Origin of the sequence: Pararhizobium sp., from assembly GCF_965279435.1 — a bacterium.
In the GTDB taxonomy this organism is placed as follows: domain Bacteria; phylum Pseudomonadota; class Alphaproteobacteria; order Rhizobiales; family Rhizobiaceae; genus Pararhizobium.
The window spans coordinates 183,117-203,835 of record NZ_CBDIHY010000002.1 but is presented as its reverse complement, the minus strand read 5'-3'; the positions used below and the strand labels follow the sequence as shown (position 1 = coordinate 203,835).

The window sequence follows — 20,719 nt, the reverse complement described above, 5'->3', positions numbered from 1 at the left end:
CGCTGATCCGTTGGCACCGCGCGGCGCAGAGTCGCAGCAACATGCCGGCACATTTTCAGGGTACCTCTTCCAACAGCCGCACCACCATGCCATGACTGTCGCATGAGGTTCGTTGCGATCATCCATCGGCTGCTTTTGGTGTGCGCCCTGCTCGGGGTCATCGTCGGTCCCGTCAATATCGGGGTGACCGGCAGCGCCATGGCGTCCTCTGTTTCAACGCATACCACAACCATGGACATGCCGGGCGATATGCGCTGCTGTCCTGCCGAAACATCGGATTGTGATGGCGTGGCTTGCCCGCTGGCCCTGCTGTGCGCCACGGTCTTTGTTGGCCATGCCACGGGCGAAACGCCCGTTAAACTTGCCTGGACCGCCCATCAATTTTTGAGCGCGCCGTATCCGGTCCTTGCATCGACACTGGTCGATCCGCCGGCGCGGCCTCCCAGGGTCTGATCACACATCATCGAGGTACCTCGTACGTCTGCAACTGTTGCAGCCGTACGAACATCCTGTGGAATAGATCAGCGGGTCTCGGCGTAGGGCGGCAGTGCATCCTCGTGGATGCTGCCGCGCAAGGCCTCGTCAAACAGGTCGCTTGGCTCGGCCGACTGCGTAAACCACGGGAAGCAAGCTTTCAAAATATAGTCCTTGAAGGAACGACACCATGAACATCAATAGAAGACGGTTTATCTACACGGGCGCCGCCATCGCGGCCGCTTTTACAGGCATCGGGCATGCTTTTGCCGCAGCGCAGACCATGACCGTCTACAAGGATCCGAACTGCGGTTGCTGCCATCTCTGGGCGGAGGCGATGACGGCCGAAGGATTTGACGTCAAGATCGAGGATCGGGACGACCTGACACCGATCAAGGCTCGTCTTGGCGTGCCGGCCGATCTGCAGGGATGCCACACCGCAGTCGTGGCGGGTTATTTCCTTGAGGGCCATGTGCCGCTGGAGGCGGTCCGCAAGCTGCTTGCCGAAAAGCCATCCATCGCCGGTCTGGCTGTGCCGGGCATGCCATCCGGGTCGCTTGGCATGGGGAACGATCCGAATGCCACCTACGATGTCTTTGCCGTGGCAAAGACGGCTGGCACAAAGCCGGCCCTCTACCTGGCGATCAAGCCCAAGGTGTAAGTTGCCTTGCCGTCTGTCGGCGGTTGAACCCGCTACTGCCGTCAGGCAGCATCGGGTTCGTCATGTTTAGGCCAAGTGGTTATGTCGATAGCGCGCGCAATATGGCCTAACGCAAGACCAGCCGCAGTGCGCGTTGCGTCTCCTTCAACAAAGGCAGGTAGCGCGCCACCATCTCGGCAGCGGGCACGTGGGCGGCCGGGGCGCCGATGTTGATGGCAGCAACCACACGGCTGCGATCATTCTCGATCGGAACCGCGATGGAGCAGAGCCCCAGTTCCAGTTCCTGGTCGATAACCGCGCAGCCCTCGGCGCGGATGCGGCGAAGTTCGCCCATCAAGACATCCGGATCGGTCTTCGTCAGCGGCGTATTGGCCTTGAGTTCCGAGCGATCCAGGACGCTGCGTGCCTCAGCCTCTGGCAAGGCCGCCAGCAGAACCCGCCCCATTGACGCACAATAGGCAGGCAGGCGCGAGCCGGGCGAGAGATTGATCGACATCACCCGTTTCTGCGAGGCGCGGGCGATGTAGACCACCTCGGTCCCGTCGAGAACCGAGGCCGACGCGCTTTGGCCGGATTTTTCCGAGAGCTGGTCGAGATAGGGCTGGATCATCAACGGCAGCGGCGTCGCCGACAGATATGCATGCCCCAGTCTTAGCACCTTCGGCGTCAGCGCGAAGAACTTGCCGTCATAGTCAGCATAACCGAGATCGGCCAGTGTCAGCAGACAGCGGCGCACCGTTGCCCGGTCAAGATCCGTCAGTTTGGCGGCCTCGGCGATGGTGAGTTTCGGCCGCATTTCTCCAAAGGCTTCGATGACTTTCAGGCCGCGTGCAAAGCCGCTGACAAAATCCGATTCCTGCATGCCAAAGCTCCCATCATCGTTTTAATATGTGCGTTATACGAACAAATATCAAATAACGCACGAAATATTTGACGGCAGACGAAATCGCGCGCTTATTTGCGCCAACCAGACAGGAAACAGATCAGGAGGAGAATGCCTTGGCACGACTGACTTCGCTGGCAGAAGCCATTTCCGAAAACGTTCATGACGGCGACACCATCGCCATGGAGGGGTTTACCCATCTGATCCCGTATGCTGCGGGTCATGAGGTGATCCGGCAGGGCAAGAAGGATCTGTTTCTCATCCGCATGACGCCGGACATTCTCTATGACCAGTTGATCGGTGCGGGTGCGGCCCGAGGCATGAAATTTTCCTGGGGCGGAAATCCCGGCGTCGGCTCGTTGCATCGTTTCCGTGATGCCGTCGAAAACCAGTGGCCACGGCCGCTGGAGATCGAGGAACATTCCCATGCCGCCATGGCCAATGCCTATGAAGCAGGGGCTGCAAACCTGCCCTTTGCCATGTTGCGCGGCTATATCGGCGCCGATCTCAGCAAGGTGAACCCGAACATCAAGCAGGTGACCTGCCCCTTCACGAGCGAAGTGCTGGCGGCTGTTCCAGCCATCCGCCCGGATGTGACGATCATCCATGCACTCAGAGCCGACCGGAAGGGCAATGTGCTGATCGAAGGCATTCTCGGCGTGCAGAAGGAGGCGGTGCTTGGCGCCAAGCGCTCGATCGTCACAGTCGAGGAGATCGTCGACGAGCTGAACCCGCCTTCGCCGAACTCGGTCGTGCTGCCGTCCTGGGCGGTGACTGCGGTTGTCGAGGTGCCTGGCGGCGCCTTCCCGTCCTATGCGCAAGGATACTATGCGCGCTCCAACGCCTTCTACATCGCCTGGGACGAGATTGCCCGCGACCGCGATACGTTCCAGGCGTGGATCGAGGAGAACATCATGAAGGCCAAGCCGGAAGACTTTGCCAAACATGCGAAGAAGGCTGCGTGAGGAGACAATGATGAGCGCTTTCACCCCCACCGAAATGATGACCATTGCCGCCTCCCGCGCACTGACCAATGACGATGTCTGCTTCGTCGGCATCGGCGCCCCATCGGCCGCCTGCAACGTCGCGCGCCTCACCCATGCGCCGGATATCACGCTGATCTATGAAAGCGGCACAGTCGGCACCAAGCCGGATGTCCTGCCGCTGTCGATCGGCGACGGCGAGCTATGCGACACAGCGCTATTCACCGTCTCGGTGCCGGAAATGTTCCGCTACTGGCTGCAGGGTGGACGCATCACCACCGGCTTTCTCGGCGGCGCCCAGATCGACAAGTTTGCCAACCTCAACACCACCGTGGTTGGCCCCTATGAGCACCCGAAAGTTCGCCTGCCCGGCGGCGGCGGCGCGCCGGAGATCGCCAGCAATTGCGGCCAGATTTTTATCACCATGGCACTGTCCAAACGCGGTTTTGTCGACAAGCTCAACTTCATCACCTCGATGGGCCATGGCGAAGGCGGCAACCATCGCGAACGGCTGGGCATGAAGACCAAGGGCCCGACGCAGGTCATCACTGACCTGTGCATTCTCGAGCCGGACCCGATCACCAAGGAACTGACAGTTGTTTCGATCCATCAGGGCGTGACCCGCGAACAGATCGTTGAGAATTGCGGCTGGCCGATCAAGTTCGCCCAGATCGTGATCGACACGCCGGTTCCGACAGAAACCGAGCTTCAGACCCTGCGCGACATCAACGCCCGCACCAAAAAAGCCCATCAGGGCAACAAGGAGGCCGCGTAAATGACTGAGGCCTATATCTGCGACTATATCCGTACCCCGATCGGCCGTTTCGGCGGTTCGCTCTCCTCCGTGCGCCCCGACGATCTCGGTGCCATTCCGCTCATGGCACTGATGCAGCGCAATGCAAGTGTGGATTGGCAGGCGGTCGATGACGTCATTTTCGGCTGTGCCAACCAGGCGGGCGAGGACAATCGCAACGTCGCGCGCATGTCGCTGCTGCTGGCAGGCCTGCCGCTGGAGGTCTCCGGCACGACGATCAACCGGCTCTGCGGCTCCGGCATGGATGCGGTGATCGCGGCCGCCCGCGCCATCCGTTCGGGCGAGGCGGACCTGATGATCGCCGGCGGGGTCGAGAGCATGTCGCGCGCGCCGTTCGTCATGCCGAAAGCCGAAAGCGCCTTCTCCCGCGCCGCCGAAATCCACGACACGACAATCGGTTGGCGCTTCATCAATCCGCTGATGAAAAAACAATGCGGTGTCGATTCGATGCCGGAAACCGGCGAGAACGTTGCCGAGGATTTTAAGATCAGCCGCGCGGATCAGGATGCCTTTGCCGTCCGCTCGCAGAACAAGGCCGCCGCCGCCCAGGAAAACGGACGGCTCGGCCAGGAGATCACATCCGTCACCATCCCGCAGCGCAAGGGCGACCCGATCGTCGTCGACAAGGATGAACATCCGCGCGCGACGACGATTGAAATTCTTGCCAAGCTCGGCACGCCCTTCAAGAAAGAGGGCGGCACCGTGACCGCAGGCAACGCCTCCGGCGTCAATGATGGCGCGGCGGCTCTGATCATTGCGTCCGAAGCCGCCGTGAAAAAACACGGACTGACGCCGATCGCGCGTATCATGGGCGGGGCCGCAGCCGGCGTGCCTCCACGCGTCATGGGCATCGGGCCCGTGCCTGCGTCGCGAAAGCTGATGGCCCGGCTTGGCATGACGCAGGACCAGTTCGACGTGATCGAGCTCAATGAAGCCTTCGCAAGCCAAGGCCTTGCCGTCCTGCGCGAATTGGGCATTGCTGACGACGATTCACGCGTCAACCGCAACGGCGGCGCCATCGCCCTCGGTCACCCGCTCGGCATGTCCGGCGCCCGCATCACCGGCACGGCCGCACTCGAACTGAAGCTGACCGGCGGCCGCTATTCGCTGTCGACCATGTGCATCGGCGTCGGGCAGGGGATCGCGATTGCGCTGGAACGCGTCTGAGGAGATCGGCGCGGCGGCGATATCGCTTGCCGCCCACATTCCTGCGCATCATGATGGTTCTCTGCCTAGGGAGGAAAGCATCATGACAGACGCACAAACTCCATCTTCGACAAACTGTTGTGACACAGATGGCTCAGATGTTCGGGAACCTGAAGAAAAAGGCGTCGCTCCACCCGCGCCTGTAGGAAAAGAGCCGTGGAGCAATCTTAAAGCAGCAATCGCTCGCGGGTTCAGCGAGGACTTTATGTCCGGTGGACGCGACCAGCCGCCTATCCCTCAATAAGCCAATCCCACATAATTCTCCGCCAGCACCGTCGCCGCCGCCCGGGAGTGGGTGAGATAATCCAGTTCGGCCTCCTGGATCTTCTGATCGAAGGCACCGGTGTCCGGAAACCGGTGCATCATCGTCGTCATCCACCAGGAAAAGCGCACGGCTTTCCAGACGCGGGAAAGAGCGCGGGCGGAATAGGCGTCGATGCCGGCAGACGAGCGCTCCTGATAATACTCGCAGAGACCCGCATGGAGATAATGAACATCGCTGGCCGCCAGATTGAGCCCTTTGGCGCCGGTCGGCGGCACGATATGAGCGGCGTCACCGACCAGGAAAAGTTTGCCGAACCGCATCGGCTCGGCCACGAACGAACGCAGCGGCGCGATCGACTTTTCGAAGGATGGGCCGGTGACCAGCGCTTCGGCATGATGTGCGGGTAGGCGGCGGCGCAGTTCGTCCCAGAACCGGTCGTCGCTCCAGTCCTCGACCTTCTCGTCCAGAGCACATTGCAGATAATAGCGGCTGCGGCTTTCCGAGCGCATCGAGCAGAGCGCAAAACCGCGTGGATGGTTGGCATAGATCAGTTCGTGATTGACCGGTGGCACATCGGCGAGCAAACCGAGCCAGCCAAACGGGTAGACCTTTTCGAATGTGGTGATCGATTTTTCCGGAACGGCCTTGCGGCTGACGCCATGAAACCCATCACATCCGGCAATAAAATCGCAATCGATACGGTGGTTTATCCGATCTTTCTCATAGGTAACATACGGTGAGAAACCGTCGAAATCGTGTGGGCAGACATTGGAAGCATCATAGATCGTCACTGCCCCGATCGCCTCGCGGTGCTGCATGAGGTCACGCGTCAACTCGGTTTGTCCGTAGACCATGACGCCCTTGCCGCCAGTCAGATCCGCAAGGTCGATCCGGTGGTCCCGGCCGTCAAAGGCGAGCGAAAAGCCGCCATGCGGCAAGCCTTCAGCATGCATTCGCGCACCGGCTCCGGCTTCGTCCATCAGCCCGACCGTGCCACTTTCAAGGACGCCTGCCCGAACCCGGCCGAGAATGTAGTCCTTGCCGACACGATCCAGAATGACAGCTTCGATGCCGGCTTTGGCCAGCAACTGCCCGAGCAGCAATCCGGATGGACCTGAACCAATGATGACGACCTGCGTGCGCATTTTTTCCTCCCGAAATAGTGCAGTTGAATTGTTGCACCGGTGCGAGACCGCCTCCATGGACATCGAGCCCAATAAATTGCACAAATCGAACATTCACGATCTTTACGGGACAAAGATGCGCGCGATCCCCACCTATTACCTCTATGGCGAAAAAACCGGCGATTCTCCCGGTTTCTGGCTGCATTGCGAAACCATCCCGTCGCGCAGCAGCCTGCATCACTGGGAGATCAGCCTGCATCGCCATGAGCAGTTCTTTCAGATCCTGTACATCGAGGCAGGATCAGGCGATGCGATCTTTGATGACGTGACACAGACGATTGTCGCGCCCGCAGTCATTACGGTGCCACCTCTTTCCCGACACGGCTTTCGATTTTCGAAGGACATTGACGGTTATGTCTTCACAATTTTGACGTCACACCTAAAGACCATTCCGGCCGATCACAGCCGGTTTGGTGCGTGGCTGAGCCTCCCGCGCCTGACGGCGCTGCTACCGGAACATGCCGACAGCTATTACATCGCCGATACACTGCATCGTCTGGCTGCAGAAGCAGAAGCCCGGCGAACGGGACCGGCGGATCTCTGCGAGGCATACCTGACATCCGCACTCCAGCTGACGGCGCGCCTATCTACGGAAGGGAAGGCTGACGACGATGCGGCAGCGACGGAAAACGAGCAGCGGCTGAACCGGCTGACCGGGCTGATCCACCAGCATTTCCGTTCGCACAAACCTGCATCGTTCTATGCCAATTCACTCGGTATCTCGTCGACGCATCTCAACCGCATCGTCAAACAACGCACCGGTCGCAGTACCCAGAGCCTGATCAACGGCAAGCTGATCGACGAAGCGCAGCGCGAACTGCTGTTTACGCAAATCCCGGTGCAGGAAATCGGCTTCCGGCTCGGTTTTACCGATCCTGCCTATTTCTCCCGTTTCTTCCTGACACGGACAGGCCTCTCGCCACGGCAATGGCGCCGTGGACAGGGCAGGGAGGGCTAACCACGCGCGTTCAAGGCATTTGCGGCAGCTGGATGAACCGCCGGTCACTATCTGCCGCAACGGCCAGCATAGCAGACTGGGGTAATAAACGTAGAGTGCATGGACTGCCGGGAGTTTGCCGGATAGGACTTTGGGCGACGGACGCACCACCTTCCATTTCAAATTGCAGCAGACTTTCGGAGACACCATGAGCAAGGCCCCATCGACGCTTCAGACCGTGAGCACTCCGGCCGTCCTGGTCGATCTCGACATCGCCCGGCGCAATATCGATCGTTTCCAGGCCTATGCCGACGCGCATGGATTGAAGGTTCGCCCGCATATCAAGACGCATAAGCTGCCGGCAGTGGCCGAGATGCAGTTGCGGGCAGGGGCCATCGGCGTCACTTGCCAAAAGGTGTCGGAAGCCGAAGCGATGATTGCCGCCAGCCCGGAGATCAGGGACGTTCTGATCACCTACAATATCCTCGGCGCTGAAAAACTGAGCCATCTCACCGCTCTCGCCCAAAAGGTGACGCTGAGCGTGGTTGCCGATAACGAGACGGTCATCGACGGCCTCTCTAACGCTTTCGCCTCAGAGCCTGCGCCGCTGCGGGTGCTGGTGGAATGCAACACCGGCGCCGACCGCTGCGGCGTGCCGACGCCGGAAGCAGCAGCAGCCCTTGCGCAACGGATCGCCAAGGCGCCCGGTCTCGTGTTCGGCGGCCTGATGACCTATCCGCCGGCAAACGACGCCGCCGCTGTCGAATCCTTCATGAACCGCGCTAAGGCCTTCATCGAAGCCGCCGGCATCAAGGTTCCGGTGATCACCTCCGGCGGCACCCCGTCGATGATGGAAGCCGCCAAGGCACCCGTAACAACCGAATACCGGCCCGGAACCTATGTCTATAACGACCGCTCGCTGGTTACGCGCGGCGTCTGCACCTGGGGCGACTGCGCGCTCACCGTGCTCGCCACCGTCGTTTCAGTCCCCGCTGCCAATCGCGCCATCATCGATGCCGGCTCCAAGGCGCTGACCTCCGACCTGCTCGGCCTGTCCGGCTACGGCCATGTGCTCGGGCGTAACGACATCACCATCGACCAGCTTTCGGAAGAGCATGGCCGCTTGGTCAGCGAAGGGCCGATCAACGTGAAGGTTGGCGACCGGCTGCGCATCGTGCCCAATCACGCCTGCGTCGTCACCAACCTGGTCGATGCGGTGAACATCATCGAGCAGGGCGAGATTTCAGCTCTCTGGCCGGTCGTCGCGCGCGGGCGGATTGTCTGAAATCCTTCTCAATTTCCCGAACAGCGCTAGCCGGATAAATTGAAAACAGCCTCGATCGCGTGCCCATCCGGATCGATAACGAAGGCTGCGTAATAGTTTGGGCCATAGGCCGCGCGTAGTCCGGGGCCGCCATTGTCGCGGCCGCACTTTTCGAGCGCCGCCTTGTGAAAATCTGCGACGGCCCGCCGGTTTGGGGCCGCAAAGGCGAGGTGAAAACCGGACCCGGGCGGCGGCTGTCCTTCCGGGCGAAGTTTGATGGCGAATTTGTCACCGCCGCCGGGAATACCGTAGCCGACGGCCTGGTCGTCAGCACCGGAGCTCATGTCTTCCCAGACGCGAACGTAGCCCAACGGCGCAAGAACAGCATCGTAGAACAGCGCCGAGCGCTCGATGTTCGACACACCAAACGAAATGTGGTGAAGCATGTTCATTGGCGATCCCAATCCATCAGCAACATGAATCGAACACGCGTGACCGATTCAAAACTCTCATTGGACGCATAACGCCGTTCAGGCGATTCTTGCGTCATGAGCAAGCAACCCTATCACCTCCGCGTTCAACGGATCGATCCTGCAAAAAACATGGCGCGCTTCTATGTCATGTCGATCGAACCAACCCTGTTCGGCGACACGTCCCTTGTCCGCAACTGGGGCCGCATCGGCACGTATGGACAATGGCGGGTCGATCTGTTCGCGCATGAAGCGCAGGCCGTCGATCTCTTTCTCACTCTCCTGCGGCAGAAGCGGCGAAAGGGCTACACGCTCGTGAGACGCCGGCACGCGCAAACGCCGTGGTGGGAAGGCCGCTCCATGCAGCCTTCGCCATCCACATCACTCGATGATCGTCCGCTGCGCCTCGATGCGGGCGGTTCTCCATGATGACCAAACAAAGGCAACAATGAAAATCACGGTCATCAGCAGAACGATGGTCGGCGCCGGCGCGCTGTCGATGAAGAACGACAGGTAGACGCCGAAGAAGGATGCCACAGTCGCGACCAGTACGGCGACAATGAGCATCATTCCCATAGTCCGGGTGATCAGGAAGGCAATGGCGCCGGGGGCGATCAGCATGGCGATGGCGAGGATCAGCCCGACGGCCTTCAAGGCACCGACAATCGTCAGCGACAGAAGCGCGAGCAGCCCATAGTGCAGCCAGTTGACGCGCAGACCAACGGCCTTTGCCTGCGCCGGGTCGAAGGCGTGCAGCAGGAAGTCCCGCCACTTGACCGCAAGGATACCCGTCGTCACCAGCGCAATCAGGCCGGTTTGGAGGATATCGGGCCAGCCGATGCCGAGCATGTCGCCAAAGAGGATGTGGTCGAGATGCACGTCGCTCTGGATCTTGACGTAGAGCACTAGGCCAAAACCGAACATGCCGGAAAAAACCACCCCCATCACAGTGTCCTGCTTGATGCGGCTGTTTTCCTTGAGATAACCCGTCAGAAGCGCGCAGGACATGCCCGCAGTAAAGGCGCCGACGGCAAAGGGCAGGCCGACAATGTAGGAAATCACGACGCCCGGAAAGACAGCGTGCGAGATGGCGTCGCCCATCAACGACCAGCCTTTCAGCACGAGAAAGCACGAGAGCATTGCGGTCGGGATGGCCACCAGCACCGAGATCAGCAGCGCGTTGCGCATGAACGCGAATTCGAAGACGGCCGTGAGCATGTCGAGCGACATCATCGGGCCACCTCCAGCGCTTGTGCCGTGCGCCTGCGGGCGGCAAGCAGTCCGTGTTTTGGGGCGAAGACGAAGGCCATGAGAAAGATCAGCGTCTGCAGCATGATGATGATGCCGCCGGTGGCACCGTCGAGGAAATAGCTGAAATAAGCGCCAAAGAAGCTCGTCAGCGAACCGATCGCCACGCTGATCAGGATCAGCCGGGGAAAGCGATCGGTGAGCAGATAGGCAGTCGCGCCGGGCGTCACAACCATGGCAATGACGAGGAAGGCGCCAACCGTCTGCAGTGCCGCGACCGTGCAGGCGGACAACAGGGTGAAGAACAGCACCTTAAGAAAGGTCGTGCGGATACCGATCGAACGCGCGTGGCTCTCGTCAAAGAAGGTCACCATTAGGTCCTTCCATTTGGCTGTCAGGATGATCAGTGAGATTATGCCGATGAGGGCAAGCTGCAGGGTGTCGGCCGGGGTGATGGCGAGAATGTTGCCGAGCACGATCGTCTGGATGTTCACCGAGGTCGGCGACAGCGACACCATGAACAGGCCGAGACCGAAGAAGGAGGTAAAAATCAGTCCGATGATGGTGTCTTCCTTCAGCCGGGTGCGCTGGTTGAGGAACAGCATCGCCCCGGCCGCAAGCCCGCCCGAGAAAAAAGCGCCGAGCGAGAAGGGCAGACCGAGCATATAGGCGCCGGCCACGCCGGGGACGATCGCGTGCGAGAGTGCATCACCGATCAGCGACCAGCCCTTCAGCATCAGATAGGATGACAGGAAGGCGCAAACGGCGCCGACCAGCGCGCTCACCCACATGGCGTTCAACATATAGTTATAAGTGAACGGCTCCAGCAGCGTTGTGATCATTTCCCGTCCGCCTCCGGATCGGTCTCTGGCTTGGCCGGCTGCGATACCATCTGGCCCTTGGCGCCGTACATGACCAGCGGCCGCTCATCATCGGTGATAACAGACACCTGCCGCGGATCGGCATCGTCATGCAGGCTGTCGCCTCCGAGCACGAAATGACGCAACACGCCGCCGAAGGCGAGTTCGAGATTTTCCCGGGTAAAGGTGGTTTCGGTCGGGCCATAGGCAAGCACGGTGTTCTTGAGAAGAACCGTGCGATCGCAGAATTCCGGAACGCTGCCAAGATTGTGGGTGGAGACCAGCATCACCCGGCCTTCGTCGCGCAAACCCATCAGCAGGCGGATGATCGCGTCTTCGGTCTTGACGTCAACACCGGTGAAGGGTTCGTCGAGCAGGATGACCCGCCCGTCCTGCGCCAGTGCGCGTGCCAGAAAGACCCGTTTCTTCTGCCCGCCGGAAAGCTCGCCGATCTGGCGTTTGCGGAAATCACTCATGCCAACGCGGGCAAGGGCGGCTTCGACAGCATCGTGATCGGCCTTCTTGGCGATGCGCAGCATGTTCATGTGGCCGTAGCGGCCCATCATCACAACGTCTTCGACGAGGACCGGGAAATTCCAGTCGACTTCCTCCGCCTGCGGCACATAGGCGACGAGGTTCTTCTTCAGCGCTTCAGGCACCGAAAGCCCAAGCACCGAAATTTCACCGCGGGCCAACCGGGCAAAGCCCATGATCGCCTTGAACACGGTCGACTTGCCGCTACCGTTGACGCCGACCAGCGCGGTGATGGTGCCGGTCGGGATTTCGAAGGAAGCATCGAGCAAGGCGCGATGGCCGTTGCGGTAGGTCACTGTCGCGCCGGAGACGCGGATGCCGCTGCCCGGCTGCCCGGCTGCCGGTCCCTGGCCGGGCCGGGCTTTAACCTGAAGGTTCATTGCGAAAGGCCTTTGGCGACGGTTTCTGACGTGACGCGCAGAAGGTCGATATAGGTCGGAACCGGACCGTCCGCCTCGCTCAAGGAATCAACATAGAGCACACCGCCGTATTTTGCGTCCGTCTCGCGCGCCACCTGCTGTGCCGGGTCGGGAGAAATCGTGCTTTCGGAGAAGATGACAGGGATGTTGTTGGCGCGAACGGCGTCAATCACCTTGCGGACCTGCTGCGGTGTGCCCTGCTGGTCGGCGTTGATCGGCCAGAGATAGAGTTCCTTCAGGCCGAAGTCACGGGTGAGGTAGCTGAAGGCGCCTTCGCTCGAAACCAGCCAGCGCTTGTCTTCAGGAATCTTGACTATCTCGGCGCGGATGGGAGCGATCGCCGCCTCGATCTTCTGTTTGTAGGCTTCGGCATTGGCCTTGTAGGTCTCGGCATTGGCGGGGTCATATTTGACGAAGGCATCGCGGATATTATCGACATAGATCAGCGCCGACGAAGGCGACATCCAGGCATGCGGGTTGGGCTTGCCGCTATAGGGGCCTTCGGCAATGCCCATGGGCTCCACGCCCTCGGAGACGACGACCCCCGGGACATCGTCGAAATTCTGGAAGAATTTTTCAAACCAGAGTTCGAGATTGAGGCCGTTCCACAGGATCAGGTTGGCGTCATGCGCCTTCAGGATGTCACGCGGGGTCGGCTGGTAGTTATGGATCTCGGCGCCGGGCTTGGTGATCGATTCGACGGTTGCGGCATCACCGGCAACATTCCTGGCCATGTCGGCGATTACAGTGAAAGTGGTAACAGCCTTGAATTTCTCCTGCGCCGATGCGGCTCCCGCAGCGAGCGCAAAGGCTGCCAGTACCGTTGCTGCCGCCAGGATCCTGCGTCTCGTCCGATCGATCATTCCATACTCCCTTGATTGTCGCCGACAGGACTAGGTGAATGATCTGCACAAGTCAATGCAAATGAGAAGCATTTGCAACTGGCTATTTTCAAAGTTATCGCGCTTGGCTAATGTGCAGCCATGAAACAGAACAAGAATCGCGTTGCGGAATTGGAGGGCGTCCTGAGGGACGGCGGTGTACGCGTGACGCGTCAGCGTGCGGCGATCCTGAAGATACTCGCCATTGCCGAAGACCATCCGGATGCCAGCGAATTGCACCGCCGGGCAAAGGAAATCGACGCTACAGTCTCACTTTCGACTGTCTACAGAACGCTCTCGGCGCTGGAGCAACAGGGCGTCGTGCATCGCCATGCCTTTGAAAGCGCCACGGCCCGGTTTGAAACCGCAGATGCCCCGCACCACGATCATCTGATCGACATCGACACCGGAGCGGTCATCGAGTTCCGCTCCGACAAGATCGAGCAGTTACAAGCCGAGATCGCCGCAGAACTCGGCTACGACCTCGTCCGCCACCGGTTGGAACTCTACTGCCGCAAACGCAAGCCATGACGGGCAGGGGCTGACGCGCACTGCTTTAGATTGGTCGCCGAGCGTTGATGCGCGCCAGGCGCCCCCCCACGAAGATGTGAGGTGCGGGCCGCTCGCTGCACCTCCAGTCAGTCTTCTGAAGTGTTCTTTACACCAAGCTGCGTCAGTATCTGATGCGCTGCAGTGATGCGGTCTTCGTTGGGGTAGTTCTTGTTTGCCAGGATGACGATGCCCAGTTGTTTCTCCGGAACGAACGCGACGTAGGCCCCGAATCCGTTTGTCGAGCCGGTCTTGTTGATCAAAACATCCTCACGCGGCTCTTGCGGCGGGGTGAGCTGCGTCACGGGCGTCGGCTTGTAGATGACCTCGTTCGAGTTGCCTTGCAGCAGCGTGTTCAGATCGACCGGATAGGCATACTGTTCCCAGATCAAATCTTGAGTCATCTTGCCGGCAATGAAGTAGCCTTTGTGGGTCGCCGTGATCGCCCGCTGCAGCTTTTCGTCCAGCGGGATCATTTTCATATTCGCCTGCACGAAACGGAGCAGATCGCTGGCCGTGGTCCTCACGCCGTAGGCTTCCGAAGAAAGGACGGCCGCCGTCACCCGGGCGGGAGCGTCCTTCCTCGTATAGCCCTGAGCATAGTCTTGCATTTTGGTCTTCGGCACATTGATATAGGAGCTGGTGAGCCCGAGCGCCTGAAACAGCTGGCCTTCCATCAAGGCGGCATAGTCACCGTTCATGCTTTTCGCCGTGATGACCCCAAGCATTCCGATGCTCGGATTAGCGTAAGTCCGGTAGGTGCCGGCCTTGTAGGTCGGTTTCCACGCCGCGAAGTAGCGCATCAGCTGGTCGTTGGTCTTGATATCGTCGGGTAGCTGCAACGGAAATCCGCCGGGCGTATGCGTGCCGAGATGGAACAGGCTCACATCGCCGAACGCGGTACCCTGCAGGGAAGGCAGATATGTGCTGGTCTTGTCCGACAGCGAGAGCTGGCCAGTCATTTCAGCATAGGATGCCAGCGTCGCCGTGAACGTCTTGCTGATCGATCCGACTTCGAAGATGGTGGAGACCGACACAGGTTGCCGGGTTTCCTTCGAGGCGACACCATAGTCGAATAAGTAAGGTTTTCCGCCGACGGTGATGCCGATCGCCATGCCGGGAATGTTGTGCTTTTCCATGATCGGCCGGATCACCACATCCACGGCAGCCTTGACCTTGGCCTCGTCGTCAGCGGCATGGAGAACGGCCGTAGAGGCAAACAGGGCAACAAGCGTTGCCATCGAGGCTGCTGTCTTTGTGGTTTTCATATAAGGATTTCCTTTATCTCAAACGACGGTTCGGCGCTTTTTGTCAGCTTCTCGATTGCCGGGGCGACGGATGCTGCTTCCGAGGCAGCAGCCTGGTGGGGCATGATCTGCCTTCTTCTGTCCCCGGCGAAGTTGGCTTCGTGGTGTCTAGTGGCCCTGTGATCCCTTGACAAACGATGATATCTGGGAGGAGACATAAGAAAAACTAAGGCAACCCATGGTTCGACCATTCCTTCCTCTGAATGGCTTGAGAGCCTTCGAAGCGTCCGCAAGGCATCTGAGTTTCACCCGCGCAGCCATCGAGCTGTGTGTGACGCAGGCTGCGGTAAGCCAACAGGTCAAGAGTCTCGAAACGCGACTGGGCGTCCAGCTTTTCCAACGCCTCCCGAGAGGCCTGCAAATAACCGCTGAAGGCGAGGCGCTGCTACCCGTCGTGACCGGCTCCTTCGATCAGTTGGCGGATACGTTGGAACGGATCGAGGGTGGCCACGTTCGCGAACTGCTGTTTTTAGGCGCCGTCGGAACCTTTGCCGTCGGATGGCTTCTTCCACGATTGCCGGATTTCCAGCGGCAATTCCCCTTCGTCGATCTCCGCCTGTCGACAAACAACAATCGCGTGGACATGGCAGCGGAGGGGCTCGACTTCGCCGTTCGCTTCGGGAACGGCTCTTGGCACGGCACGGAGGCGATCGAGCTGTTCGAGGCTCCTCTTTCGCCTCTCTGCATCCCCGAACTGGCAGGCCTGTTGCGAGAGCCTGCTGATCTCGTCCATCAACCGCTTCTCAGAAGTTATCGCAAAGACGAGTGGAGCAGCTGGTTTGCCGCAGCGGGTGTTGCATCGTCACCGCAGTCAAGCAAGGGCATCGTCTTTGACTCATCGCTGGCCATGATGGAAGCCGCCCTCCAGGGCGTCGGCGTCGCCGTGGCTCCGCCGTCGATGTTTCCCCGGCACCTTTCGTCTGGCGCCATCGAGCAACCATTCCCGATCACCATATCCCTGGGAAGCTACTGGCTGACGCGACTCCAGTCCCGGTCGCCGACGCCAGCAATGCTCGCCTTTTCCGAATGGATTACTTCCAAGGTATGGGAGACAGAGTTGGCAGTCGTTCAGACGAAGTGACCAAGCCCTAGAGGTTCATTGTTATCTATTGCAAGTCGCATTTCATCCTTGAACCCACCCGGCTACACACGACAGATAGATAATATGTATTATGGAACTTAATAATACTTCTTAGGCTCACGTTAATCGGCATTCAGATTATCCCCGACACCACTGATAAAAAGGCGTTACATTTCAGAGCAACTTAAATTGATCTTCGGACCGTTTCCGGTCTAATTGCGTCCAGCAGCAGGATCGACACCTTTGCTCGTGAAAACAGCGTATTTCCAATAGAGGACTTCCTTTGAAAAAGACATTCATGATAGCCGCCGCATTTGCCATGATGCCGTTTCTTGCCCATGCCGAAACGCTTGTTTTTCCGAGCGATGCGCCGATTGCGTCGGTGACCATTCCGGATGCCTGGGGTCCTAAAGAAACTATTTCCGGCATCGAAGCCAAGTCGCCAGATTCGGCGATCTACTTCTCGATCGATGTTGCTACAGATAAGGATATGGACAAGGTCATTGACGAAGCCGTCAAGTTTTTGACCGATAACGGCGTCACCATTGACGCCGCAACGCAAAAAGACTCTGGCGACGTCGAGATCAACGGCATGAACTTCGGTAGCATCGAGTTCGACGGAACAGATGCCGACGGTCCTGTGGAGGTTTCCCTCGGTTTCGCATCGCCTACTGAAGGCAAGATGCTTGTGGTTACGTATTGGGGCACCAAAGCAACCCAGGACGCACATAGCGCTGATCTCGGGGAAATTTTGAAGTCGCTCAAGCCGTCAAATTAGACGCTTTAACAACGGCATGGCATGTAAGCTTGATGAGAGCTTACATGCCATGTCTCAGTTTCCAAACCCGGTCAGAAACGATGTTAGATTGTCACCAAGTTGGTCGCAGAGATAGCCACCTTCCTGGACGATGACGGTCGGCAGGCCGAGGCTGCTGATCGCTTCGGCAATGCGTGCGAAGCCCGGCGTCGAGACGGATAGTCCACCGAACGGATCGCCTTCGAAGGCGTCGAGGCCGAGAGCGACGACCAGCGCATCCGGCGCGTAGGCCTCGATACGGCGGTTGGCTGCCTCCAGTGCCCCAAGAAATCCGGCGTCGGCCGTCTTGCGCGGCAGCGGCAGATTGTAGTTGTAGCCGAGACCGAGGCCTTCGCCGCGTTCATCGGCATTGCCCCAGAAGAACGGATAGAAACGCACCGGATCGGCATGCAGCGAGACCGTCAGAACATCGCTGCGACCGTAGAAGATACCTTGCGTGCCATTGCCGTGATGCAGGTCGACATCGAGGATGGCGACACGTTTCGACGAGGCCAGCAGATGCTGCGCGGCAATAGCCGAATTGTTGAGGAAACAGAACCCGCCGGCGACATCGGCAAAGGCATGGTGGCCCGGCGGACGGCAGAGCGCATAGGTGTGACGGGCACCGGCCAGAACCGCTTCCGCGGCCTCGACGGCGCTCCAGGCACTCCAGCAGGCACTGCCCCAGGTATCGGCGGATATCGGGCAGGCCGTGTCGGCCATGTGATAACCGGCCTGACCGACGGCGGAGGCCGGATAACGGCCGTTCCGCGCCAGCGGGTGGATATTCGGGATCACCTCCTCCGAGGCGCCCTCGATCCGCTGCCAGCGCAAAAAGATGTTTTGCAAGAATTCAAGATATTCCGGCGTATGAATGGCAGCGATCGGCTTCAGGCCGTGATCACGCGGCCGGACGATCTCGGATCCGGCGGCCTTTGCGCCTTCGAGCAATCGCGCGATGCGCTCCGGCTTTTCCGGGTTGGGCTGCGGCGCGCCGCTGGAGAGGAACATTTTCGGATCGTGTTTCGCCTGCTCTTCCGCATAGAAGGTCTTCATGCTCATCCCTCAAACCCCGCTCTCGTGCTGTCCGGCAAGCGCCTCGAACGTCTCGCCATAGGCGGCATGAATGCGTTCTTCCTCAGACCACACAAGCCCCATCCGCTGATAGAAATGCTGGGCCGAGACGTTCTTCGCATCGACCGACAGCCGCAGATAGGTACCTCCCCCGGCGCGGACATGTGCTGCCGTGTGGCGTAGAAGCGCTACGCCGATGCCGGCACCGCGAAAGCGCTCCTCGACGGCAATATCCTGAATGTAAGCCCCCTTCTGCCCGCGCCAGGTCGAAAAACTCTGGAAGAACAGGCACATGCCGGCAAATTCCCCACCGATTTCAGCAAGCAACACGGTAAACGCGGGTTGCGGGCCAAAACCATGTTTGCGAAGATCATCCGGGGTTGCTGTGACCTTACCTTCGGCATCGAGATGCTGGGCGATGATCATGAGGCCAGCATGGATAAGATGCACATCTTCAGCCGTTGCGACACGAATTGCCAAAGGCTGGTTTAAGATATCAACCATCAGAAGCCCACCCGATCGCCGCCCTTGAGCGCCAGCATGGTGCGCGCCTCGTCGGGCGTCGCGACCTCCAGCGACAGAGCTTCGAGGATGGTCCGGATGCGGCTCACCTGATCGGCGTTGGATGTGGCGAGTTCTCCTCGCCCGAGATAAAGGCTGTCTTCCAGCCCGACGCGAACATTGCCGCCCATCGTAGCCCCCATGGTGATCAATGGCATCTGCTGGCGGCCAGCAGCCAGCACCGAGAAGCGATAATCGCTGCCGAACAGCTTGTCGGCAATACGCTTCATGTGGCTGAGATTGTCCGGATCGGCGCCGATGCCGCCGAGAATGCCCAGCACGAACTGGATGAACAGCGGTCCTTTCACCAGGCCGCGATCGTAAAAATGCTTCAGCGAATAGAGATGGCCAACATCATAGCATTCGAATTCGAACCGCGTGCCACACCCCTCGCCCAGGCGCTTCAGGATGTCCTCGATATCCGCAAACGTGTTCTTGAAGATCGTGCCCCGCGTCGCCTCCAGCAACTGCGGCTCCCATTCGTGCTGCCATTCCATGCCGGGTTTTGCCAGCGGGAAAATGCCGAAATTCATCGAACCCATATTGAGCGAACACATTTCCGGCTGTGCCTGCAGCGAAGCGGCCAGCCGCTCGTCGAGCGTCATCAGCGAACTGCCGCCGGTGGAAATGTTGATGACGGCATCCGTCGCCTGCTTGATGCGCGGCAGGAATTGCATGAACACCGCAGGATCGGCGGTCGGGCGTCCATCGGCGGGGTCACGGGCATGCAGATGCAGGATCGACGCCCCGGCTTCAGCTGCAGCGATTGCCTGTTCGGCAATCTGATCCGGCGTGACCGGCAGATAGGGGCTCATCGACGGCGTATGGACAGAGCCGGTGACGGCGCAGGTGATGATGACTTTGTTCTTCATAATACCGCTCTCAGCCATTAACCGGCAGATCAAGTTCGCGTGCCAGCTGTTGAAAACTGTCGCCGAGGATCGAGACCATTTCACCAATTTCGGCAGCGGTGATGATCAGCGGCGGCGCGAGGATCAGGTTATCAACCTCATAGCCATCGCCGCGGATACGGCGCGAATAGAGGATGAGGCCTTTTTCATAGGCGATATCGAGCAGCCGCTGGTTGGTCGCCTGCGATTTGGCAAAGGGTTTGAAGGTCACGGGATCGGCGACGAGATCGGCGCCGATCAGCAGGCCCTTGCCGCGCACCCCGGCGATGAACGGGAAGCGTTTCGACAAGCCCTCCAGCTCGGACTTCAGCAGATCACCCATGGAAGCCGCGTTGGCTTCGACGCCAAGCCGTTCCATCTCCTCCAGCACCGCGAGGCCTGCGGCGCAGGCAAGCGGATTGCCGGCATAGGTATAGCCGTGCTGAAAGCCGCCCATGTCGAGCACCGGCTTGACCAGCTTCGCCGAGGCCGCCATGGCGCCGAGCGCCGCATAACCGGAGCCGATGCCCTTCGACAGGGTGATGATATCCGGCTTGCAGTTCCAGTGATCGCCGCCGAGATAGCGGCCGGTGCGCGCGGCGCCGCTCATCACCTCGTCATGGATCAGCAGGATCCCATATTTGTCGCAGATTTCGCGGATACGGGCGAAATAGCTGTCAGGCGCCACCAGCGCCGCCGTTGCCGCGCCGCCGATTGGCTCCATGATAAACGCGACGACGCTTTCCGGCCCTTCGGAGAGAATTTTTTCTTCCAGCATGTCGGCATAACGCAGGCCACGCTGTTCCATCGTCAGGTTGTCGCGGTCGCGGTAGGCTGTTGGCGCCGGAATGGCCGGCATCGGCTGGATCTGCGGCGCAAAGGTTTCGGTCAGTGCCAGGTCGCCGGTAACGCCAAGCGCCCCCATCGTACCGCCATGATAGGACGGAAACCGGCAGATTACCTTCCAGCGCTTCGGCTGGTTGGTTGCCACGGCCCATTGCCGCGCCAGCTTGATCGCCGATTCCACCGCTTCCGAACCGCCGGAGACGAAGAAGATCCGGTCGAGATCACCGGGCATTTTTCCTGCCAGCTGCCGGGCCAGTTCTTCGGCCGGTTCATTTTCGAAATGCAGGCGATAGGCGAAACTGGTCTTCTCCATCTGCCGCTTCATGGCCTCGATGACATGCCGGTTGCCATGGCCGATATTGCTGACCATCGGCCCGCTGGAACCGTCGATGAAGCGGCGGCCGTCCTGCGTCCAGAAATAGATACCCTCGGCGCGATCGACCAGCGGCCGGCGCAGGCGTGTCACGTAAAAGAGATGCGATGCGGGCCGCTCATTGGCTTGGATGTTCATGATGCTCTGCTCTTGGTGAAA

22 protein-coding genes and 1 pseudogene are annotated in these 20,719 nt (G+C 59.7%); 11 read left to right on the top strand and 12 right to left on the bottom strand.

What is annotated here, in order from left to right; genetic code table 11:
- Positions 1–102 precede the first annotated feature (102 nt).
- Positions 103–453: a hypothetical protein gene (locus ACQY8Q_RS02510; protein ID WP_428424327.1), complete on the top strand. Its 351-nt coding sequence runs from the start codon at positions 103–105 to the stop codon at positions 451–453.
- A gap of 217 nt (positions 454–670) precedes the next feature.
- Entirely contained in the window at positions 671–1,135 is a 465-nt protein-coding gene (locus ACQY8Q_RS02505; protein WP_428425528.1) for a DUF411 domain-containing protein, read from the top strand.
- Between the two features lie 106 nt (positions 1,136–1,241).
- On the opposite strand, the gene ACQY8Q_RS02500 is transcribed toward ACQY8Q_RS02505, so the two are convergent.
- Complete coding sequence (locus ACQY8Q_RS02500; RefSeq protein ID WP_428424325.1) at positions 1,242–1,997, bottom strand: IclR family transcriptional regulator; 756 nt, start codon at positions 1,995–1,997, stop codon at positions 1,242–1,244.
- Between the two features lie 137 nt (positions 1,998–2,134).
- On the opposite strand from ACQY8Q_RS02500, the gene ACQY8Q_RS02495 reads away from it, so the two are divergent.
- From ACQY8Q_RS02495 to pcaF, 3 genes are read left to right on the top strand one after another with little or no spacing between them, the layout of a single operon-like run.
- The gene (locus tag ACQY8Q_RS02495; protein WP_428424323.1) at positions 2,135–2,983 is read left to right on the top strand and encodes a CoA transferase subunit A; all 849 of its coding nucleotides are present in this window, start codon (positions 2,135–2,137) and stop codon (positions 2,981–2,983) included.
- 10 nt (positions 2,984–2,993) lie between these two features.
- Entirely contained in the window at positions 2,994–3,776 is a 783-nt protein-coding gene (locus tag ACQY8Q_RS02490) for a CoA-transferase subunit beta (protein WP_428424321.1), read from the top strand.
- Entirely contained in the window at positions 3,777–4,982 is a 1,206-nt protein-coding gene (gene pcaF, locus ACQY8Q_RS02485) for a 3-oxoadipyl-CoA thiolase (protein ID WP_428424319.1), read from the top strand.
- Positions 4,983–5,258: 276 nt separating this feature from the next.
- Here the strand turns inward: pcaF and pobA are convergent, their stop codons facing one another.
- A complete protein-coding gene (pobA, locus tag ACQY8Q_RS02480; RefSeq protein ID WP_428424317.1) occupies positions 5,259–6,431 on the bottom strand; it encodes a 4-hydroxybenzoate 3-monooxygenase in 1,173 nt (390 codons plus the stop codon).
- A 115-nt stretch (positions 6,432–6,546) separates the two neighbouring features.
- Between pobA and ACQY8Q_RS02475 the strand changes: the two genes are divergently transcribed.
- Together ACQY8Q_RS02475 and ACQY8Q_RS02470 are read left to right on the top strand one after the other, a co-directional pair.
- A complete protein-coding gene (locus ACQY8Q_RS02475; RefSeq protein WP_428424315.1) occupies positions 6,547–7,428 on the top strand; it encodes a helix-turn-helix domain-containing protein in 882 nt (293 codons plus the stop codon).
- Positions 7,429–7,615: 187 nt separating this feature from the next.
- Entirely contained in the window at positions 7,616–8,692 is a 1,077-nt protein-coding gene (locus ACQY8Q_RS02470; RefSeq protein WP_428424313.1) for a D-TA family PLP-dependent enzyme, read from the top strand.
- A 26-nt stretch (positions 8,693–8,718) separates the two neighbouring features.
- Here ACQY8Q_RS02470 and ACQY8Q_RS02465 read toward each other — a convergent pair whose 3' ends face one another.
- The gene (locus ACQY8Q_RS02465) at positions 8,719–9,117 is read right to left on the bottom strand and encodes a VOC family protein (protein ID WP_428425526.1); all 399 of its coding nucleotides are present in this window, start codon (positions 9,115–9,117) and stop codon (positions 8,719–8,721) included.
- 102 nt (positions 9,118–9,219) lie between these two features.
- Between ACQY8Q_RS02465 and ACQY8Q_RS02460 the strand changes: the two are divergent.
- Positions 9,220–9,450, top strand: a pseudogene (locus tag ACQY8Q_RS02460) (WGR domain-containing protein); the annotation flags it as partial.
- 72 nt (positions 9,451–9,522) lie between these two features.
- Here ACQY8Q_RS02460 and ACQY8Q_RS02455 read toward each other — a convergent pair.
- Genes ACQY8Q_RS02455 through ACQY8Q_RS02440 form a run of 4 tightly spaced genes read right to left on the bottom strand, consistent with a single transcriptional unit; the run spans position 9,523 to position 13,065 of the window.
- Positions 9,523–10,374: a metal ABC transporter permease gene (locus ACQY8Q_RS02455; protein WP_428424311.1), complete on the bottom strand. Its 852-nt coding sequence runs from the start codon at positions 10,372–10,374 to the stop codon at positions 9,523–9,525.
- The gene (locus tag ACQY8Q_RS02450; RefSeq protein WP_428424309.1) at positions 10,371–11,231 is read right to left on the bottom strand and encodes a metal ABC transporter permease; all 861 of its coding nucleotides are present in this window, start codon (positions 11,229–11,231) and stop codon (positions 10,371–10,373) included. Before ACQY8Q_RS02450 ends, ACQY8Q_RS02455 begins: the two co-directional genes overlap by 4 nt.
- The gene (locus ACQY8Q_RS02445; RefSeq protein ID WP_428424307.1) at positions 11,228–12,163 is read right to left on the bottom strand and encodes a manganese/iron ABC transporter ATP-binding protein; all 936 of its coding nucleotides are present in this window, start codon (positions 12,161–12,163) and stop codon (positions 11,228–11,230) included. Before ACQY8Q_RS02445 ends, ACQY8Q_RS02450 begins: the two co-directional genes overlap by 4 nt.
- Complete coding sequence (locus ACQY8Q_RS02440; protein ID WP_428424305.1) at positions 12,160–13,065, bottom strand: metal ABC transporter substrate-binding protein; 906 nt, start codon at positions 13,063–13,065, stop codon at positions 12,160–12,162. The genes ACQY8Q_RS02445 and ACQY8Q_RS02440 overlap by 4 nt, the downstream gene beginning before the upstream one ends.
- Positions 13,066–13,185: 120 nt before the next feature.
- Between ACQY8Q_RS02440 and ACQY8Q_RS02435 the strand changes: the two genes are divergently transcribed.
- Positions 13,186–13,614: a Fur family transcriptional regulator gene (locus ACQY8Q_RS02435; RefSeq protein ID WP_428424303.1), complete on the top strand. Its 429-nt coding sequence runs from the start codon at positions 13,186–13,188 to the stop codon at positions 13,612–13,614.
- 107 nt (positions 13,615–13,721) lie between these two features.
- Here ACQY8Q_RS02435 and ampC read toward each other — a convergent pair whose 3' ends face one another.
- The gene (gene ampC, locus ACQY8Q_RS02430) at positions 13,722–14,900 is read right to left on the bottom strand and encodes a class C beta-lactamase (protein ID WP_428424301.1); all 1,179 of its coding nucleotides are present in this window, start codon (positions 14,898–14,900) and stop codon (positions 13,722–13,724) included.
- Between the two features lie 217 nt (positions 14,901–15,117).
- Here ampC and ACQY8Q_RS02425 point away from each other — a divergent pair, with 217 nt between their 5' ends.
- Positions 15,118–16,020 (top strand): LysR family transcriptional regulator, encoded by a 903-nt coding sequence (locus ACQY8Q_RS02425; RefSeq protein ID WP_428424299.1) that lies wholly within the window; start codon positions 15,118–15,120, stop codon positions 16,018–16,020.
- A 283-nt stretch (positions 16,021–16,303) separates the two neighbouring features.
- Positions 16,304–16,798, top strand: a complete 495-nt coding sequence (locus ACQY8Q_RS02420; RefSeq protein WP_428424297.1) for a histidine kinase — start codon at positions 16,304–16,306, stop codon at positions 16,796–16,798.
- Positions 16,799–16,852: 54 nt separating this feature from the next.
- Here ACQY8Q_RS02420 and ACQY8Q_RS02415 read toward each other — a convergent pair whose 3' ends face one another.
- The 4 genes from ACQY8Q_RS02415 to ACQY8Q_RS02400 are packed head-to-tail and all read right to left on the bottom strand — an operon-like array spanning position 16,853 to position 20,698.
- Positions 16,853–17,872 (bottom strand): histone deacetylase family protein, encoded by a 1,020-nt coding sequence (locus tag ACQY8Q_RS02415; protein WP_428425524.1) that lies wholly within the window; start codon positions 17,870–17,872, stop codon positions 16,853–16,855.
- A gap of 9 nt (positions 17,873–17,881) precedes the next feature.
- Positions 17,882–18,394, bottom strand: a complete 513-nt coding sequence (locus tag ACQY8Q_RS02410) for an N-acetyltransferase family protein (RefSeq protein WP_428424295.1) — start codon at positions 18,392–18,394, stop codon at positions 17,882–17,884.
- Entirely contained in the window at positions 18,394–19,326 is a 933-nt protein-coding gene (locus ACQY8Q_RS02405) for a 3-keto-5-aminohexanoate cleavage protein (protein ID WP_428425522.1), read from the bottom strand. The genes ACQY8Q_RS02410 and ACQY8Q_RS02405 overlap by 1 nt, the downstream gene beginning before the upstream one ends.
- A 7-nt stretch (positions 19,327–19,333) precedes the next feature.
- The gene (locus ACQY8Q_RS02400) at positions 19,334–20,698 is read right to left on the bottom strand and encodes an aspartate aminotransferase family protein (protein ID WP_428424293.1); all 1,365 of its coding nucleotides are present in this window, start codon (positions 20,696–20,698) and stop codon (positions 19,334–19,336) included.
- Between the last annotated feature and the right edge of the window lie 21 nt (positions 20,699–20,719).